Source organism: Klenkia terrae, assembly GCF_900491935.1.
Classification (GTDB): domain Bacteria; phylum Actinomycetota; class Actinomycetes; order Mycobacteriales; family Geodermatophilaceae; genus Klenkia; species Klenkia terrae.
This window is the reverse complement of the sequence record NZ_UEXK01000004.1, coordinates 64,453-80,403: the sequence shown is the minus strand read 5'-3', so window position 1 is coordinate 80,403 and position 15,951 is coordinate 64,453. Positions and strand designations below refer to the sequence as shown.

The following is a 15,951-nucleotide window of genomic DNA, read 5'->3' as shown; positions in this document are numbered from 1 at the left end:
GTGTTCACCGGCATCGTCGAGGAGGTCGGCACCCTCGTCGTCCGCGACGACCAGGGCGACTCCGCCCGGCTGCGGGTCCGCAGCACGACCACCCTCGAGGGCGTGGCGCTCGGTGACTCGATCGCGGTCAACGGCGTCTGCCTGACCGTCACCGGCATCGAGGACGGCGTCTGGTCCACCGACGTGATGGCCGAGACCCTGCGCCGCAGCAGTCTCGGCGCCCTGACCGACGGCGACCCGGTGAACCTGGAGCGCGCGGTCACCGCCGGCACCCGGCTGGGCGGGCACATCGTGCAGGGCCACGTCGACGGCGTCGGCACGATCGCCTCGGTGAGCCCCAGCGAGCACTGGACCGTCGTCCGGGTCGCGCTCCCCGCCGACGTCGCCCGCTACGTCGTGGAGAAGGGCTCCATCACCGTCGACGGCGTCTCCCTGACCGTCAGCGCCCTCTCCGAGGTCCAGGACCCCGAGCCGTGGCTCGAGGTCTCCCTCATCCCCACCACGCTGCGCGAGACCACCCTCGGCGCCCGCACCCCGGGGGACCGGGTCAACCTGGAGGTGGACGTCATCGCCAAGTACGTCGAACGACTGATGGGAGCGCGAGCGTGAGCCGCACGCACCTGGACTCGATCGAGGACGCGATCGCCGCGATCAAGAGCGGCAAGCCCGTCGTGGTCATCGACGACGAGGACCGCGAGAACGAGGGCGACCTGATCTTCGCCTCCGAGCTCGCCACCCCCGAGCTGGTCGCCTTCATGGTCCGCTACACCTCGGGCTACATCTGCGTGGCCGTCACCGAGGCCGACGCCGACCGGCTGGACCTGCCCCCGATGTTCCGGGTCAACCAGGACCGCCGGGGCACCGCCTACACGGTCACCGTCGACGCCCGCGAGGGCATCACCACCGGCATCTCGGCCACCGACCGGGCGCACACCATCCGGCTGCTGGCCGGCGCCGAGACCAGCAGCGCCGACCTGTCCCGCCCCGGCCACATCGTGCCGCTGCGGGCCCGCGACGGCGGCGTGCTGCGCCGCCCGGGCCACACCGAGGCCGCCGTCGACCTGGCCGTGCTGGCCGGGCTGCGCCCCTCGGGCACGCTGTGCGAGGTCGTCAGCGAGAAGGACCCGATCGGCATGGCCCAGGGCGACGAGCTGCGGGTCTTCGCCGACGAGCACGACCTGGTGATGTGCTCGATCGCCGACCTGATCGCCTACCGCAAGCGGTTCGACAAGCTGGTCGAGCGGGTCGCCGAGGCCAAGGTGCCCCTGGCGCCGGGCCTGTTCACCGCGGTCGGCTACGCCAGCTCCTACGACGACCGCGAGCACGTGGCCTTCGTCTACGGCGACATCAGCGACGGCGAGGACGTGCTCGTCCGGGTGCACTCCGAGTGCCTCACCGGTGACGTGTTCGGCTCGCTGCGCTGCGACTGCGGCCCCCAGCTGCAGGCCGCGCTGGCCGCGGTGGCCCAGGAGGGTCGCGGCGTCGTGCTCTACATCCGCGGCCACGAGGGCCGGGGGATCGGCCTGCTGCACAAGCTGCAGGCCTACCAGCTCCAGGACGCCGGCGTGGACACCGTGGACGCCAACCTCGACCTGGGCCTGCCCGCCGACGCCCGCGACTACGGCACCGGCGCGCAGATCCTGGTGGACCTCGGCGTGCGGTCCATGCGGCTGCTGACCAACAACCCGGCCAAGCGCGCCGGGCTGGAGGGCTACGGCCTGCGGATCACCGGCCGGGTGGGGCTGCCCAGCCACGTGACACCGGAGAACGTCGGCTACCTGCGCACCAAGCGCGACCGGATGGGCCACATCCTGGACATCGTCGACCCCGACGTGGACATCCCGGTGCCGGTCGGCACGCACACCCCGATCCGGCAGCCCGAGCAGGACCAGTGACCCCCGACCGACCGACCAGCACAGAGGAGACCCCGCGATGAGCGGAGCAGGCGCACCGACCGACCAGGCAGTCGACGCATCGGGGCTGCGGCTGGCGATCGTCGCCGCCCGCTGGCACAGCGACATCTGCGAGTCCCTGCTGGCCCGGGCCACCGCCTGCGCCCTGGAGATGGGCGTGCCCGACCCGACCGTCGTCCGGGTGTCCGGGGCGCTCGAGCTGCCGGTGGTGGCGCAGGCGCTGGCCGCCGACCACGACGCCGTCGTCGCCCTCGGAGTGGTCGTCCGCGGCGGCACCCCGCACTTCGAGTACGTCTGCGACTCCTTCACCGCCGGGCTGACCCGGGTGTCCCTGGACACCGGCGTGCCGATCGGCAACGGCGTGCTGACCACCGAGGGGGAGAAGCAGGCCCGGGACCGGGCCGGCCTCGAGGACTCCGCGGAGGACAAGGGCTGGGAGGCCACCGTCGCGGCGCTGGACACCGCGGTGACCCTGCGCCGCCTGCGTGCCCCGAAGCGGGACACCGGGTTCGGCATCGGCAGCGGCGCGTGAGCACGACGTTCGACGCGCTCTTCGCCGACCTGCAGGCCAAGGTGGCCGCCGGTGACCCGGCCTCGGGCACGGTGGCCGCCGTGCAGGCCGGGGTGCACACGATCGGCAAGAAGCTCGTGGAGGAGGCGGCCGAGAGCTGGATGGCCGCCGAGCACGAGGGCCCCGAGCGGGCCGCCGAGGAGATCAGCCAGCTCCTCTACTGGACGCAGGCGCTGATGCTCGCCAAGGGCCTCACGCTTGACGACGTCTACGCCCACCTCTGAACCGCCCGATCCCATGACCAGGAGTTCCCCCGTGCTGCGCGTCGCCGTCCCCAACAAGGGCGTCCTGTCCGAACCCGCGGCCGAGATGCTGTCCGAGAGCGGCTACCGCCAGCGGCGCAGCACCAAGGACCTCGCGGTCTACGACCCCGACAACGACACCGAGTTCTTCTACCTGCGACCGCGCGACATCGCCGTCTACGTGGCCGCCGGCACCCTGGACGTCGGGATCACCGGCCGGGACATGCTGCAGGAGACCACCCCGGCCGACACCGCGTCCCCGGCCGTGGAGGTCATGGCGCTGGGCTTCGGCCGGTCCTCGTTCCGGTTCGCCAGCCCCACCGGCTCGGGCATCGAGGACGTCGCCGGGCTGGCCGGCACCCGGATCGCCACCGCCTACCCGGTGCTGCTGGAGAAGTTCCTCGCCGAGTCCGGCATCGACGCCTCGGTGGTCAAGCTGGACGGCGCGGTGGAGACCGCCTGCCGCCTGGGCGTGGCCGACGCCGTGTGCGACGTGGTCGAGACCGGGACGACGCTGCGCCAGGCCGGCCTGCACGTCATCGGCGACCCGGTGCTGACCAGCGAGGCGATCCTGGTGCAGCGCACCGGCGCCGAGGACAACCCGGCGGTGGCCCAGCTGCAGCGCCGGCTGCGCGGCGTGCTGGTGGCCCGGCAGTACGTGATGCTCGACTACGACTGCCCCGACGACCTGCTCGAGCGGGCCACCGCGATCACCCCGGGCCTGGAGGGCCCGACGGTGAGCCGGTTGCAGACCCCGGGGTGGTCGGCGGTGCGGGCGATGGTGCGCCAGGCCGAGACCAACCGGCTGATGGACGAGCTGTGGGAGCTGGGCGCCCGGGCGATCCTGGTGACGTCGATCCACGCGTGCCGGATCTGACCTGCCCGATCTGACCCGCCCGGGGCCCAGCTCCGCGCGGGTCAGGCCAGCCGGAGCTGGCGGACGACGACCGCGACGACGACCGACAGCACGCCGACCACGGCCACCGCGGCGGCGATGCCGGACAGGGCCCCGGACACCGCGATCACCAGCAGCGGGCAGAGGAACTCACCGAGGAACAGCGCGGCGGTCCACCGGCCGGTGCCCCGGCCGCGCTCGGCCAGCGACAGCCCGGAGACCACCCAGGTCAGCAGGCTGGGCAGCATGAGGCCGGTGCCGGCGCTGGCGATGACCGCGCCGAGCACGGCCACCGGGACGACCGGGGCCAGGCCCATGACGACCAGGCCGATGCCGGCCAGCCCGAAGGCGGTGGGCAGCAGGAACCGGGGGCCGCGGGCGACCAGCCGGGGGAAGGACGCCGCACCGGCCGCGGTGGCCAGGGAGGCCAGCGCCGCCATGCCGCCGATGGCCGCGGTCTCGGTGACGCCCAGGTCGTCCAGCACGTAGGACAGCTCGACGATCGGGGTGTAGAACACGATGCCGCCGACCAGGCTGATGCCCAGCGGGACCAGCATCCGGCGCCAGGGCAGCGGGGGCAGGGCACCGTCGGTGCCCGGCGGCACGGTCGGCGTCCAGAGCAGGACGGCGGCCAGGCCGGCCAGCGGGAGCGCCACCAGGTACAGCCAGAACGGCGTGCGCCAGTCGTTGCTGCCCAGGGCGCCGCCGAGGCCGAAGAACACCGTGGCGGCCAGCGTGGTGACGATGGTCTGCAGGCCGAACAGCTTGGCCCGGCGGGCGCCGGCGGAGTAGTCGGCGATCAGCGTGGTGCAGCAGGTCATGATCGCGGCCTCGGCGACGCCGACGCCGACCCGGGTGGCCAGCACCGCGGGCAGCGAGTCCAGCAGCACCGGGGCGGTGCCCAGGATCGCGTAGAGGACCAGCGAGCCGACCAGCAGGCGCTTGCGCCCGACGGCGTCGACGATGCGGCCGGCGACCGGGGCCAGCAGCGCGATGACCAGGGCCGGGGCGGTGAGCACCAGCGGGGCCAGGGCGTCGACGCCGGGGGTGTCGGCGAAGGCGCGCTGCAGCGTGGGCAGCACGGGGGACAGCAGCACCGCGCCGAGGATCGGCATGCAGCTGGCCGCCATGAGCACCGCGATGGCGGGCTTGCCGGCCGGGCGGCCGGTGGACGGGTGCAGGGCCCCCGTGTCGGGGGCCGCGACGGCGGCGGCCGCGGGGATGGTCTCGGACAACGCGCACTCCTGGAGGATCAGGCCGGACCTCGGTGACCGGCATCACTGCGAGGCGCAGTGTGGGGACTCCGGGGCACCGAAGGCCAATAGATCCGGTGAGGCGCGGCATCCACCGCGCTGATGCCCTACCCGACGCGGGCGGTGGCCAGCTCGGCGGCCTGGCGCACCAGGTCCCGCAGGTAGGCGTGCTCGGGGTCGCGCTCGTAGACCGGGTGCCAGTACATGGCCTCGACCAGCCCGCCGACGTCGACCGGCGAGGGCAGCACCCGTACGCCGCTGGCCAGCGGCAGGAGGTCGACCAGCCGGCGCTGCAGCATCGAGATCCGGCCGGACCCGGCGACCAGGCCCGGCACGGTCAGGAAGCTCTCGGTCACCACCTGGACGCGGGGCTCGATGCCGCGCATCCGCAGGAACCGCGCAGCCGGGGTCGAGGCGGTCTGGCCGTGGTAGACCGACACCCAGGGCAGGGTCTGCAGCTGCTCGACGGTGATCGCCTCGCCGACCGCGCGGTTGTCGGTGGACACCACCACGACCCACTCGTCGGTGTAGAGGTCCACGGACGGCAGGTCGTCGATGAACCCGCGGGGCAGCAGCATGAGGTCCGCGGCCAGCAGCGCCTGGTCGGCCCGGCCCACCAGCTCCGGGGTGTGCGGGGTCAGCCGCAGACGGGCCCCCGGCGCGGTCTCGGCCAGCAGCGTGGCCAGCGTGTCGCCGAGCACGGTGATGCCGTAGTCGCTGAGCAGCACGTGGAACTCGCGGGTGGAGCTGGCCGGGTCGAAGGCCGGCTGGGCGCTGAAGACTCGGTGCACCGACTGCAGCGCCAGCCGGGACTGCAGCTGCAGCTGCTCGGCCAGCGGGGTCAGCCGGTACTCGTTGCCGACCCGGGTGAGCAGCTCGTCGCCGAAGTGCCGGCGCAGCTTGGCCAGGGACGCCGACAGCGCCGGCTGGGACAGCCCCAGCTGACCGGCGGCGCGGGTCACGCTGCGCTGGTGCAGGAGCGCGTCCAGCGAGACCAGCAGGTTGAGGTCCAGGTTGGCCACGTTCACCCCCGCAGGCTAGCCCGAGAGCATCACCGGTGGTGATGTCCGGCATCATCCATCCGGGTTTCCCTGATGGGCGCCGGTGGCGTTGGGTGGGACGGTCACCGTCGACGCAGGAGGTCCCCGTGCCCGCACCCCGTCCAGGCCCGCTCGCCGGTCGCGTCGTCGTCGTCACCGGGGCCGGTCGCGGCCAGGGGGCGGCCGAGGCCCGGCTGCTGACCGCCCAGGGTGCCCTCGTGACCGGCTGCGACCTGGACGACGAGCCGGCCGAGGACCTCGACGGGTCCGACTACCGGCGGCTGGACGTCACCGACGCGGCCGGGTGGACCGCGCTGGCCGCGGAGTTGGCCGACCGGCACGGCCGGGTCGACGGGCTGGTCTGCAACGCCGGGACCACCTGGCGGGCCCGGGTGACCGAGCTGGCCACCGCGGACCTGGAGCGGGTGCTGGCGGTGAACGTGACCGGCACGCTGCTCGGCCTGCAGGCGCTCACCCCGCTGATGCCGGCCGGCGGCTCGGTGGTCGTCGTGGGGTCGGTGGCCGCCCTCACCGGGCACTACCCGGCGGCCTACACGGCCAGCAAGTGGGCGCTGCGCGGGCTGGCCAAGGCCGCCTGCCTGGAGCTGGGCCCGCGCGGCATCCGGGTCAACACCGTCCACCCGGGCTACATCGAGACGCCGATGACCGCCTCGGCGTCGCCGGCCTTCCGGAACGCCAACGTCGCCGAGACCCCGCTGGGCCGCACCGGCACCGTCGACGAGGTGGCGCCGCTGGTCGCCTTCCTCCTCGGCGACGGTGCCGCCTTCATCACCGGCGCGGAGATCCCGGTAGACGGCGGCCTCACCGCCCACGGCGGGGGGAAGTCGATCAGCGACGCCGTCCGCGCCGCGGCGCCGCCGCCGGCCGGGTCAGCCCTCGATCAGCGCTAGCTGCTCGTTGATCAGCTTCGGGTTGCTGTCGCCGGCCACCTTCTGCAGGAACGGGGTGTGGTCGAACACGAAGTCCCGGACCGGCCGCAGCGCCGCCGGGGTGTGGTGGAAGACCTTGCCGAGCAGGTAGGCCTGCTGCACCTGCCGGGCGGTGTGCGGCCGGCGCGGGGCCTCGTAGGCCTGCAGCGCGGCCGCGACGGCGACCGGGTCGGTCAGGTCCACCCCGCGCAGCGCGACCCCGAGGAAGTAGCCGTCCTCGATGGACATGCCGGCCCCGTAGGCGGCGTAGGGGGAGGTGGGGTGCGCGGCGTCCCCGACCAGGGTCGCCCGGCCCCGGGACCACTGCGGCAGGGCCGGGCGGTCGCGCAGCACCCAGCGCTGCACGTCGGCGTCCGCGGTGGCCGCGACCAGGCCGGGCAGCGGGGCGGGGAACTGCGCGGCCAGCGCGGTGGCGGCGGCCTTGAGGTCCGCCGGCGCCGGGGCGTCCGGGTCGGTGCCGGTGAGCACCCACCACTGGTGGCCGTCGCGGCCCTCGTGCCGGATCGACGTCCAGCTGCCCTGCACGGTGGGGCCGTGGGTCAGCACGCAGCTGTTCGGGGTGGTGCCCGGGACGTCGGCGAAGGTGAAGCCGCCGAAGATGTGCAGCCGGTGCTCCCGTTTGGGCGCGTCGCCCCAGAGCGTGCGGCGGACCAGGGAGTCGATGCCGTCCGCGCCGACGAGGACGTCGTGGGTCTCGCTGCTGCCGTCGGACAGGTGCAGGGTGACCTCGCGGTCGTCCTGGGAGATCCGGTCCACCTGCTGGCCGTACCGGATGGTGCCCTCGGGGATGGCGGCGAGCATGCGGCGGTACAGCTCGGGCCGCAGCAGCCCGATGAAGCCGCCGCCGAACTCGTCCTTGACGGCCTGGTCGAGCTTCACCCGGACGCGGACCTTGCCCTCGAGGTTGCGGAACTCCGAGTCGGTCGGGGCGCCCAGGTCGACGGTGTCCACGCCCAGGGCGCGCAGCGCCTTCAGCGGCGGCGGCCACAGGTTGAGGATGTTGCCGGCCGGGCGGGCCTCCCGGTAGCGCTCGAGCACGACGACCTGGTGGCCGGCGCGCAGCGCGCCGAGGGCCGCGGCCATGCCGGCGGGGCCGGCACCTGTCCCTTATAAACATCTGACGCCGCCGACGACAACCCTTGTGTAAATTTCCGCGCCCGCGCCGACCTGTATGAACAAGATACGCACACTACAGTATGCAACTCCGCCAGTCACGCCTACTCCTTCCGAGATGTTTTGTCGGAAGCTTATCTACACAGCTATGACACANGGCGGGGGTGGACGGCACGGGGAGCCTCTCGACGAGCAAACAGTAGTGAGCGCTATCGTTCGCGCTGACTGTAGCGCGCGTCACGCGGTCGTCAAGGACGGGCCGGGGGTGGCGGGAGAGGATGGGGCGTGGCTGAGCAGACCGATGACCTCGCTGTCCGGCTGCCCCGGCAGCGACGGAGCCGGGAGGCCTGGGCCCGGGTGCTCGACGCCGGCGTGGCCCTGCTGGAGGACGGCGGCTACGAGGCCTTCACGATCGCCGCGGTGTGCGACCGCGCCCAGGTGGCGCCGCCGGCCATCTACGCCCGGACGGCGAGCAAGGACGCGCTGTTCCTCGCCGTCTACGAGCACGGCATCGCCCGGCTGCTGGCCGGCCAGGACGTGCTGGCCGACGAGGACCGGTGGGCCGGGCTGGCGCCCGACGACCTGGTGCGCGGCGTGGTGCGCGAGGTGGTCGGCCTCGTGCTGGCGCACCGGCGCTTCCTGGGTGCCGTCGTCCTGGTGTCCGGGGCGCACCCCGAGGTGCGCCGGCGGGGGACCGGCTACGTGCGGGGTCTGGGCGCCGGGGTGGCCGCGCTGCTGCTGCGGGCTCGCGCGTCGATCACCCACGACGACCCCGCCGCGGCGGTGCGGTCGTGCTTCGACGTGGTCTTCTCCACCGCGGTCCTGCGGGTGGCGTACGGGCCGGGGTTCACCACCGACGAGCCGGTCGACGACGCGGAGTTCGTCGACCAGCTCGCCGAGGTGGCGGTCCGTTCCCTGCTGGCCTGACCGCTGGTCAGCGTGGGCGGGTGGTCCGCTCGGCCAGGTCGATGGCGGTGCACAGGCCCAGGGCCATCGCCCGGCCGCTGGTGGACCCGGTGGTGAGCAGGGTCGCGACGGCGGTGTCCAGGTCGCCCTGGCCGATCAGCGCCCGGACGACGGCGGCGAACTCGCCGCTGACCCGACCGGCCGCGGCGTGCTTGAGCAGGGCCCGGGACAGCTCGGTGGTCCGGCCGACCGCGAGGGCGTGCACGCCGGCCCCGAAGCGCTCGGCGGCGGGGTGGCCCAGCAGCACCAGCCCGGCCACCGTGCCGGCGAGGACGTCGTCCCCGGCCGGGGTGAGGCCCGGGCCGAGGCCCACGAGGCGGGTGGCGGTCCGCAGCGCGGCGTCCAGGTCGGCCCGGCGCACGGCGCCGCGGAGGGCGGCCAGCGGTCCGCTGGGCCCGCCGGGCAGGCCGGGCAGGGTGAAGGCGCTGTGCGGGGCGTCGCCGTAGAGCGTCGTCCGCAGCGTGCGCACGCCCTCGGGCAGCAGGGCCGGCTGGGCACCGGGCAGCCGGGGGCGCGGGTCCCACCAGGCCGCCGCGGACACGGTGAGGTCGCCGACGACGACCCGGCCGCCGCCCACGGTCGCCGGGGCGCCGGCGGGGGAGGAGGCCAGCGGTCGGCCGTTGGCCCGCCGGGACAGGACGAGGCCCAGCGGCAGGCGGGCGGCGTCGGCGGTCAGCACGCCGACCACCTCGGTGCCCTGCGGGGTGGGCACCGACAGGTAGACCGCGGCCGGCACCGAGAGCAGGACGGTCGCCGGGCGGACCGGGCCGCGCAGCAGCTCGGCGATGCCGGTGCTCGCGGCGGCCGGCACGGCCGGGCCGTGGGCGGTCGTGGCCTGGGCGGTGCGCCGGGCGGTGTGCGCGGACCCCGGGGGGAGCGGGATCGTGGGCACGCCCATGCGGGCGGCGCGGCCGGGTGCGGCGGTGGTGGCGTGCTGCGGCTGGGTGGCGTGCTGCGGCTGAGCGGTGCGCATGGGTCCCTCCCCTGGGTACCGGCGACCCTCTCGGGTCACCGGCCGCCGGGGTGCCGGGCGGAGGGAGACCGGACCGGGGTCCGGCACCGTCGTCGACGGCTTACCATCCGTGCACGGCAACACCGAGCGGATCTCGAACCTATGCGGCGCGTCGGGCGGCTCCGTATGGCGGAACTAGCCAAGAATGTGTGCAATGGGCCGGGTAGCTCTGACAGGATCCGTGGCGTGCGGTGGGCGGATGAGCGACATGGGGGAGATTCCGGTGACTGATCGTGAGCGCACAGTGACGCCGATCGCGGAGGGTATCCGCACGGCTCCGCTGCGTCAGGTGTCGCAGCGGTCGGAGCCGGCGCTGTCCCGGGTCGCCCCGACCGAGCGCACGGCGCTCGAGGACAGCATGGGGCTGTCGGTCACCCAGCTGCTGGCGCTCACCGACGGCACGCTGGTCGCCGGCTCCGCGGGGGCCGGTCGGGTGGTGCGCCAGGTGGTCGTCGACGACCCGGCCGACCCGCTCGCCGGCGCCGGTCCCGACGTCCTCGTCGTCCTCGGCGCCCGGCTGCCCCCGGCCGACCCGGGCCAGTGCCGGGCGCTGATCGAGCGGCTGACCGCGCTGGGCACCGCCGCCCTGGCCTACCGCGACTCCGACGGGCCGCCCGCGGTCCCGGCGGAGGTGCGCTACGAGGCCGACCGCCGCGGGTTCCCGATCGTCGCGCTGCCGCGCACCTCGCGGTTGGACCTGGTCGTGGCCGAGGTGTTCGGCGCGATCGTGTCCAAGCAGACCCAGGCGCTGAGCCTGGCCGACCGCATGCACAACCAGTTCATCGACGTGGCGCTCACCGGCGGCGGGCTGGCCGAGGTCACCGCGCAGGCCGCGACCTTCCTCGACGGGGCGGCAGTCCTGGGGCTGGGCCCCGACCGCGAGATCGCCACCAGCGCCGGCCCGCCGGACGACGTGACCGAGGTGCGGGACTGGCTGTGGCTGCTGGACGCCGCCGCCGACGACGCCTACTCCGACCTGCCCAGCGCCCGCCGCCTGTCGGAGAACCGCGCCGACCAGGCCATCGTCACCCCGGCCGACGTGCTGGCCGACGCCGACCTGTCCCCGGCCGACGGCATCCTGCTCGTGCCCGGGCACCACGAGCTGCCCGGTGGGGTCGGCGAGTACGCGGTCGCCCCGATCATGGCCGGGGACCAGCGGCACGGCTGGCTGGTCGCGGTCAACCGGCACGGCCCGATGCTGGTCGGCGCCGGCGCGGTCCTCGAGCGCGGCGCGGTCATCGCGGCGCTGTCGGAGATCCGCCACCAGGCGGTGCACTCGGTCGAGCTGCGCTTCCAGGGCGACATGGTGCGCCGGCTGGTCAGCGGCGCGATCGGGCACACCGAGCGGGCGCTGGCCTACACCCGGTCCTTCGGCTGGCGGCTGGACGGACCGGTCGTCGTCCTGGTCAGCGCCACCGAGACCGTCGCCGACGCCAACACCGACCCCACCCGTGCCCTAGACGTGCTGGACCGCCTGGCCGACGGCTGGCGGGCCGCGATCGACGGCGAGGTCGCCGGGGCGGCGGTGGCCGGGCTGGCCACCGAGATCGTCACGGTGCTGCCGCTGGACGGCCGCACGCCCGAGGAGCTGACCGCCCTGGTCGCCGCGGTCACCGGCCGGGTCAACGCCCGGCTGCGCCGGGTCGGCCGGGTGCTGGCCACCGGGATCGGCCGGCCGGCCCAGGTGCTGTCCGGCCTGGGCGACGCCCACCAGCAGGCCCAGCGGGCGCTGCAGGTCGGCCAGGAGATCCACGGCGACGCCACGGTCACCCACTTCGACCAGCTGGGCGTCTTCCGGCTGCTCTCGCTGATCCCGGACAGCTCGGAGCTGCGCTCCTACGTCGACGAGGTGCTGGGTTCGCTGGCCGACGCCTCCGACCCGGACTCCGCCGACCTGCGGGACACGCTGCGGGTGCTGCTGGAGACCAACCTCAACGTGGCCGAGTCCGCCCGCCGGCTGCACTTCCACTACAACACGATGCGCTACCGGATCGGCAAGCTCGAGCGGATGCTGGGGCCCTTCACCTCCGACCCCACGCTGCGGCTGAACCTGCTGCTGGCCCTGCACGCGGCCCGGATGCGCGGGCTGGACCAGGCGCACCGGCCGCCGGTGGAGGCCTCCGCGCTGCCGTTCCTGGACGACGGCCTGGAGTCGCTCTCCCACGCCCAGGGCTGAGCCCCCGGGCCCAGGGCGGTGGCCTCAGGCCCGGCGGGCCAGCCGGTCGACCAGGTAGCCGGCGGTGAGGCCCAGCGTGGTCCACAGCACGGCGAGCTGGCCCAGGGAGGCCAGCCGGAAGTCCCACACCACGGCGGCCGGCACGTCGGCGGCGATGGCGTCGGGGCTGTCGGGCACCAGCAGCACCATGGCCACGACCAGGGCCAGGGTGACCAGCACGCCCACCGCCGCGACGGCCGAAGGGTGCACCCCGCGGGCCTGCAGTGTGCCGACCAGCGCGCCGACCAGCAGCGCCGTCACCACCCCGGCACCGAGGACGGCGATGTAGATCGCCGTCCGGGCGTCGATGGTGTCCGGGTCGCCGACCGCGGGCGGGTTGGCCGGGATCGTGATCGCCGGCAGCAGCGCGAAGACCGCGAACCCGATCGCGGTGAGGACGGCCACCCGCGAGACATCGCTGCGCCCGGGCAGCCGGTGCCGGAGACCGGCGTACACCGCAGCGACGACGACGGAGAACACCACGGCGGCGATCACCGTGCCCAGGAAGCCGCCGAGGAGCTGCGTGCCGCGGCCGAACAGCTCCGCGGAGTGCTCGTGCGACCCGGCCGACCGGGCCTCCTCCAGCGCCAGCGCCGGGGCGATGGCGCGCTCGGTGACCACCATCGACCACAGGCCCGAGGCGGCACCGGCGACCAGGCCGGCGATGGCGAACCGGCCCAGCAGCGAGGCGAAGCGGGGCGCGGTCTGCCGCGGGGCGGCGAGGTCGCTGACCATCAGTGGCAGGGCATGCCGAGGGAGTGCCGGGCGTCGTGGAAGAACTCGTGGGCGACGTCCCCGGCCGAGGCCAGCACCGCGCCGTTGTCCTGGGCGACCAGGTACAGCGCGAACAGGGCGAGCATCGCCAGGGCCCAGGCCCAGGCCGGCACCGCGATGCGGGGCACCGCGACGCGGGTGGGGTTGTGCTGTGCGGAGGTCATGCGCGGACGCCAGGACCCGGTTCCCCTATCGGCCAAGGTCGCAGCTGCGCACTCACGCAGGCACAGGGTCCACCAAGACGCAGTCCCCACAGGTGCCGGCCCCGGGCAGCAGCTGGATCAGGCAGCACGAGCGCCGCACGAAGCTGCCGTCGGGCCGGCGGGCACCCCGGCCGCGCAGGGGACCGGTGGCGACCAGCGCGTCGACCAGCGCTCGGGCGCTGGGGGCGAGGTCGGGCCGGGCGGCGGCGACCACGACGCAGGTGCCGTGGACCGCGGAGACGACGTTGCCGGTCAGCACCTGCCCGGACAGCCCGGTCCCGGCGACCGTGTCCGTCCACGGCTGCACGAGCGGCCCCAGCCAGTGCTCGGCCAGCGCGGCCGCGATGGCCTCCGGGCCGGCGACGTCGACCCCGCGCACACCGGCCCACGCCATCGGCACCGGGTTGGACCCCACCGGCTGCAGGTGCACCGACGTCGGCACCGGCAGCACACCGGCCGCCAGCGCCGCGCCCACGGCCGGGGACAGCACCCGGGCGACGACCCCGAGGTGGACCAGCGAGTGCACCACCCGCGGTGCGGCGGCCGGGCCCAGCACCGCCCGCACCGCGGCGGCCCGCTCGCCCAGCAGCCGGTCCCCGTCGGCCAGGTCCACCCAGCCCGGACCGGGCTCGTCGTCCAGCGCGCAGAACGGCCCGAGCCGGGCGGCGGCGAGCAGGGCGGGGAGCACGCGGCCAGCCTGCCAGCGTGCGGTCACCGGCCCGTCACACCGCTGCGGTAGGAGTGGTCCCATGAGCGACCTCCTGGTGACCGATGCCCGCCTGCGCGACGGCCGGGTGGTCGACGTGCACGTCGCCGGGGGGCGGGTGGTCGCGCTGGCCCCGGTCGGCGAGCGCCCCCGCCCGGACGGCGTCCCCGTGGTCGCCGCCGACGGCGGGCTGGTCACCGAGCCGTGCGTGGACGGCCACCTGCACCTGGACAAGGTGCGCACCCTGCCGCTGGCCGGCGAGGCGGCCCTGGCCGCCTACACCGCCGACGGGATGGCGGAGTCCGCGGTGAGCATCGACCTGGCCAGCGCGGTGAAGGCGCACTGGTCGCTGGACCGGCTGCTGCCCGGCATCCGGGAGGTGCTGCAGCTCGGCGTCGAGCACGGCGTGCTGCACGTGCAGGCGTTCGTCGACGTGGACTCTGCCGCCGGCCTGGTCGGGATGGAGGCGGTGCTGACCGCCCGGGCCGAGGTCGCCGGCGTGGTCGACGTGTCCGTGGTGGCCTTCCCGCAGGACGGCGTGCTGCGCGACCCGGGCACCGCGGAGCTGGTGGAGGCCGCGCTGGACCTGGGCGCCGACGTGGTGGGCGGCATCCCGTGGATCGAGGACGGCGAGGCCGACCAGCGGGCGCACGTCGAGTGGGCCTGCACTCTGGCTGCCCGCCGCGGGCTGCGGGTGGCGATGCTGACCGACGACGCGCCGGACCCGGCCTACCGGACGACCGGGATGCTGGCGCAGGCGATGGTCGCCCACGGGCTGGTCGGCCGCGGTGTCGCCTGCCACGCCCGCGCGCTCGGCTCCTACGACGAGGCCGGGCTCGCCGAGGTCGTCGGGCAGGCCCGGGCCGCCGGGCTGGGCTTCGTCAGCGACCCGCACACCGGCGGCCGCGCGGTGCCGGTCCGCCGGCTGCTGGCCGAGGGCCTGCCGGTCGGGCTGGGCCAGGACGACGTGGAGGACGCCTACTACCCGTTCGGCCGGCACAACCTGCTGGAGGTTGCGTTCCTGGCCGCCCACCTGCTGGAGATGCGCACCGCACCGGACCTGGAGGTGCTGGTCGACCTGGTCACCACCGGCGCTGCCCGGGTGCTCGGGCTGGCCGGGTTCGGGCTGCGCGAGGGCGGACCGGGCGACCTGCTGGTGCACGACGCGGAGCGCACCGTGGACCTGCTGGCCCGGCACGCCGCACCCCGGGCCGTCGTCCGGGGCGGCCGGGTGGTCGCTCAGCGCTGACGGGGCGACTTCCAGGCGGCCTCCTCGTCGAAGGGCTCGTCGGGGTCGTCGGGGTCGGCCGCCGCCGTCTTCTTGGCGTGCGCCTCGAGCGCCTCGTCGCGCTCCCGGGCCCGGTCGAAGGCCTCGGCCCGCTCGAGCTCCCGGCGCTGCCGCTTGGTAAGCGGTGCGTCCTCGCCCTCGGGCAGGACGACCTGCCAGTCGTCGCCCTGCCGGACCAGCAGGACGGCGGCGACGGCGAGCCCGATCGGCAGCACGTAGGCGCCCACCCGCTCCATGCCGCCGTAGCCCAGCAGCTGGGTCACCCCGGTGCCGAAGAAGACCGTGCCGATGATGCCGACCAGGCCGAGCAGGGCCAGCACCGTGCCGACCGCCTCCGAGCGCGGGCGCAGGGCGTAGGCCAGCGAGATCAGGCCCAGCCCGCTGCCGACCAGGTAGAGGATGGCGCCGACGGTGTGCGTGGCCCCGCCGTCGTCGGAGGGGAACAGGCCCACGAGCACGGTGCCCACCGCGGCGGCCGACAGCAGCACCAGCGCGAGGCGACCGCCCAGGCCGACCAGCGCCGGGCGCAGCAGGGCCGCGCCGGCGGCGATCAGCACGCCCTGGGCGATGAACGAGGCGTTCATCAGGCCGGCGCCGGGGGACAGCGAGGTGCCCAGGTCGCTGATCGCTTGGTCCACCCGGCTGTAGCCGCCGAACCGGGCGACCGAGACCGCCTCCAGCACGAAGAACTGCAGCGTGAGCAGCCAGGCCGCACCTCCGGCGAGGTACCGGGTGCGGCTGAGGGAGGTGGGGGCCGGGGCCGTGCGGTCGTCGCTGTCGCTCACGGGGAACCATGGTCCCAGCCCTGCC

Annotated in this window: 16 protein-coding genes and 1 pseudogene; 9 read left to right on the top strand and 8 right to left on the bottom strand. The window is 75.1% G+C overall.

Annotation, left to right across the window (positions count from 1 at the left end; genetic code table 11):
- The 5 genes from LFA75_RS00580 to hisG are packed head-to-tail and all read left to right on the top strand — an operon-like array spanning position 1 to position 3,603.
- Positions 1–609: a riboflavin synthase gene (locus tag LFA75_RS00580; RefSeq protein WP_225231838.1), complete on the top strand. Its 609-nt coding sequence runs from the start codon at positions 1–3 to the stop codon at positions 607–609.
- Positions 606–1,895, top strand: coding sequence for a bifunctional 3,4-dihydroxy-2-butanone-4-phosphate synthase/GTP cyclohydrolase II (locus LFA75_RS00575; protein ID WP_225231837.1), 1,290 nt, complete (start codon positions 606–608; stop codon positions 1,893–1,895). Before LFA75_RS00580 ends, LFA75_RS00575 begins: the two co-directional genes overlap by 4 nt.
- 37 nt (positions 1,896–1,932) lie before the next feature.
- Positions 1,933–2,445, top strand: a complete 513-nt coding sequence (gene ribH / locus LFA75_RS00570) for a 6,7-dimethyl-8-ribityllumazine synthase (RefSeq protein WP_225231836.1) — start codon at positions 1,933–1,935, stop codon at positions 2,443–2,445.
- Entirely contained in the window at positions 2,442–2,708 is a 267-nt protein-coding gene (locus tag LFA75_RS00565) for a phosphoribosyl-ATP diphosphatase (RefSeq protein ID WP_225231835.1), read from the top strand. The genes ribH and LFA75_RS00565 overlap by 4 nt, the downstream gene beginning before the upstream one ends.
- Before the next feature lie 31 nt (positions 2,709–2,739).
- The gene (hisG, locus tag LFA75_RS00560) at positions 2,740–3,603 is read left to right on the top strand and encodes an ATP phosphoribosyltransferase (protein ID WP_225231834.1); all 864 of its coding nucleotides are present in this window, start codon (positions 2,740–2,742) and stop codon (positions 3,601–3,603) included.
- Positions 3,604–3,644: 41 nt separating this feature from the next.
- Here the strand turns inward: hisG and LFA75_RS00555 are convergent, their stop codons facing one another.
- Both LFA75_RS00555 and LFA75_RS00550 read right to left on the bottom strand, forming a co-directional pair.
- Positions 3,645–4,856: an MFS transporter gene (locus LFA75_RS00555; protein WP_225231833.1), complete on the bottom strand. Its 1,212-nt coding sequence runs from the start codon at positions 4,854–4,856 to the stop codon at positions 3,645–3,647.
- A gap of 125 nt (positions 4,857–4,981) precedes the next feature.
- Positions 4,982–5,902 (bottom strand): LysR family transcriptional regulator, encoded by a 921-nt coding sequence (locus tag LFA75_RS00550; RefSeq protein ID WP_225231832.1) that lies wholly within the window; start codon positions 5,900–5,902, stop codon positions 4,982–4,984.
- 119 nt (positions 5,903–6,021) lie between these two features.
- On the opposite strand from LFA75_RS00550, the gene LFA75_RS00545 reads away from it, so the two are divergent.
- Complete coding sequence (locus LFA75_RS00545) at positions 6,022–6,825, top strand: SDR family NAD(P)-dependent oxidoreductase (RefSeq protein ID WP_225231831.1); 804 nt, start codon at positions 6,022–6,024, stop codon at positions 6,823–6,825.
- On the opposite strand, the pseudogene LFA75_RS00540 reads toward LFA75_RS00545, so the two are convergent.
- Positions 6,805–7,953, bottom strand: a pseudogene (locus LFA75_RS00540) (FAD-dependent oxidoreductase); the annotation flags it as partial. The gene LFA75_RS00545 and the pseudogene LFA75_RS00540 sit on opposite strands and share 21 nt — an antisense overlap.
- A gap of 309 nt (positions 7,954–8,262) precedes the next feature.
- Between LFA75_RS00540 and LFA75_RS00535 the strand changes: the two are divergent.
- The gene (locus LFA75_RS00535; protein WP_225231829.1) at positions 8,263–8,904 is read left to right on the top strand and encodes a TetR/AcrR family transcriptional regulator; all 642 of its coding nucleotides are present in this window, start codon (positions 8,263–8,265) and stop codon (positions 8,902–8,904) included.
- Between the two features lie 7 nt (positions 8,905–8,911).
- Here the strand turns inward: LFA75_RS00535 and LFA75_RS00530 are convergent, their stop codons facing one another.
- Positions 8,912–9,916 carry a DUF2877 domain-containing protein gene (locus LFA75_RS00530; RefSeq protein ID WP_225231828.1) on the bottom strand — a complete coding sequence of 335 codons (1,005 nt, stop codon included), beginning with the start codon at positions 9,914–9,916 and terminating at the stop codon, positions 8,912–8,914.
- Positions 9,917–10,244: 328 nt separating this feature from the next.
- Here LFA75_RS00530 and LFA75_RS00525 point away from each other — a divergent pair, with 328 nt between their 5' ends.
- Positions 10,245–12,131 carry a helix-turn-helix domain-containing protein gene (locus tag LFA75_RS00525; protein ID WP_225231827.1) on the top strand — a complete coding sequence of 629 codons (1,887 nt, stop codon included), beginning with the start codon at positions 10,245–10,247 and terminating at the stop codon, positions 12,129–12,131.
- A 24-nt stretch (positions 12,132–12,155) separates the two neighbouring features.
- Here LFA75_RS00525 and LFA75_RS00520 read toward each other — a convergent pair whose 3' ends face one another.
- The 3 genes from LFA75_RS00520 to LFA75_RS00510 are packed head-to-tail and all read right to left on the bottom strand — an operon-like array spanning position 12,156 to position 13,835.
- A complete protein-coding gene (locus tag LFA75_RS00520) occupies positions 12,156–12,905 on the bottom strand; it encodes a CbtA family protein (RefSeq protein WP_225231826.1) in 750 nt (249 codons plus the stop codon).
- Complete coding sequence (locus LFA75_RS00515; RefSeq protein WP_225231825.1) at positions 12,905–13,108, bottom strand: CbtB-domain containing protein; 204 nt, start codon at positions 13,106–13,108, stop codon at positions 12,905–12,907. The genes LFA75_RS00520 and LFA75_RS00515 overlap by 1 nt, the downstream gene beginning before the upstream one ends.
- 52 nt (positions 13,109–13,160) lie before the next feature.
- Positions 13,161–13,835, bottom strand: a complete 675-nt coding sequence (locus LFA75_RS00510) for a (2Fe-2S)-binding protein (protein ID WP_225231824.1) — start codon at positions 13,833–13,835, stop codon at positions 13,161–13,163.
- A gap of 61 nt (positions 13,836–13,896) precedes the next feature.
- Here LFA75_RS00510 and LFA75_RS00505 point away from each other — a divergent pair, with 61 nt between their 5' ends.
- Positions 13,897–15,102: an amidohydrolase family protein gene (locus LFA75_RS00505; protein ID WP_225231823.1), complete on the top strand. Its 1,206-nt coding sequence runs from the start codon at positions 13,897–13,899 to the stop codon at positions 15,100–15,102.
- Here LFA75_RS00505 and LFA75_RS00500 read toward each other — a convergent pair.
- A complete protein-coding gene (locus LFA75_RS00500; RefSeq protein WP_225231822.1) occupies positions 15,093–15,926 on the bottom strand; it encodes a DUF998 domain-containing protein in 834 nt (277 codons plus the stop codon). The genes LFA75_RS00505 and LFA75_RS00500 overlap by 10 nt on opposite strands.
- Positions 15,927–15,951: the final 25 nt, after the last annotated feature.

Excerpts from the sequence above, each read along its gene's own strand:
- ribH (WP_225231836.1), top strand. The coding sequence starts at position 1,933 with ATGAGCGGAGCAGGCGCACCGACCGACCAGGCAGTCGACGCATCGGGG.
- LFA75_RS00530 (WP_225231828.1), bottom strand. The coding sequence starts at position 9,916 with ATGCGCACCGCTCAGCCGCAGCACGCCACCCAGCCGCAGCACGCCACC.
- LFA75_RS00520 (WP_225231826.1), bottom strand. The coding sequence starts at position 12,905 with ATGGTCAGCGACCTCGCCGCCCCGCGGCAGACCGCGCCCCGCTTCGCC.
- LFA75_RS00515 (WP_225231825.1), bottom strand. The coding sequence starts at position 13,108 with ATGACCTCCGCACAGCACAACCCCACCCGCGTCGCGGTGCCCCGCATC.
- LFA75_RS00505 (WP_225231823.1), top strand. The coding sequence starts at position 13,897 with ATGAGCGACCTCCTGGTGACCGATGCCCGCCTGCGCGACGGCCGGGTG.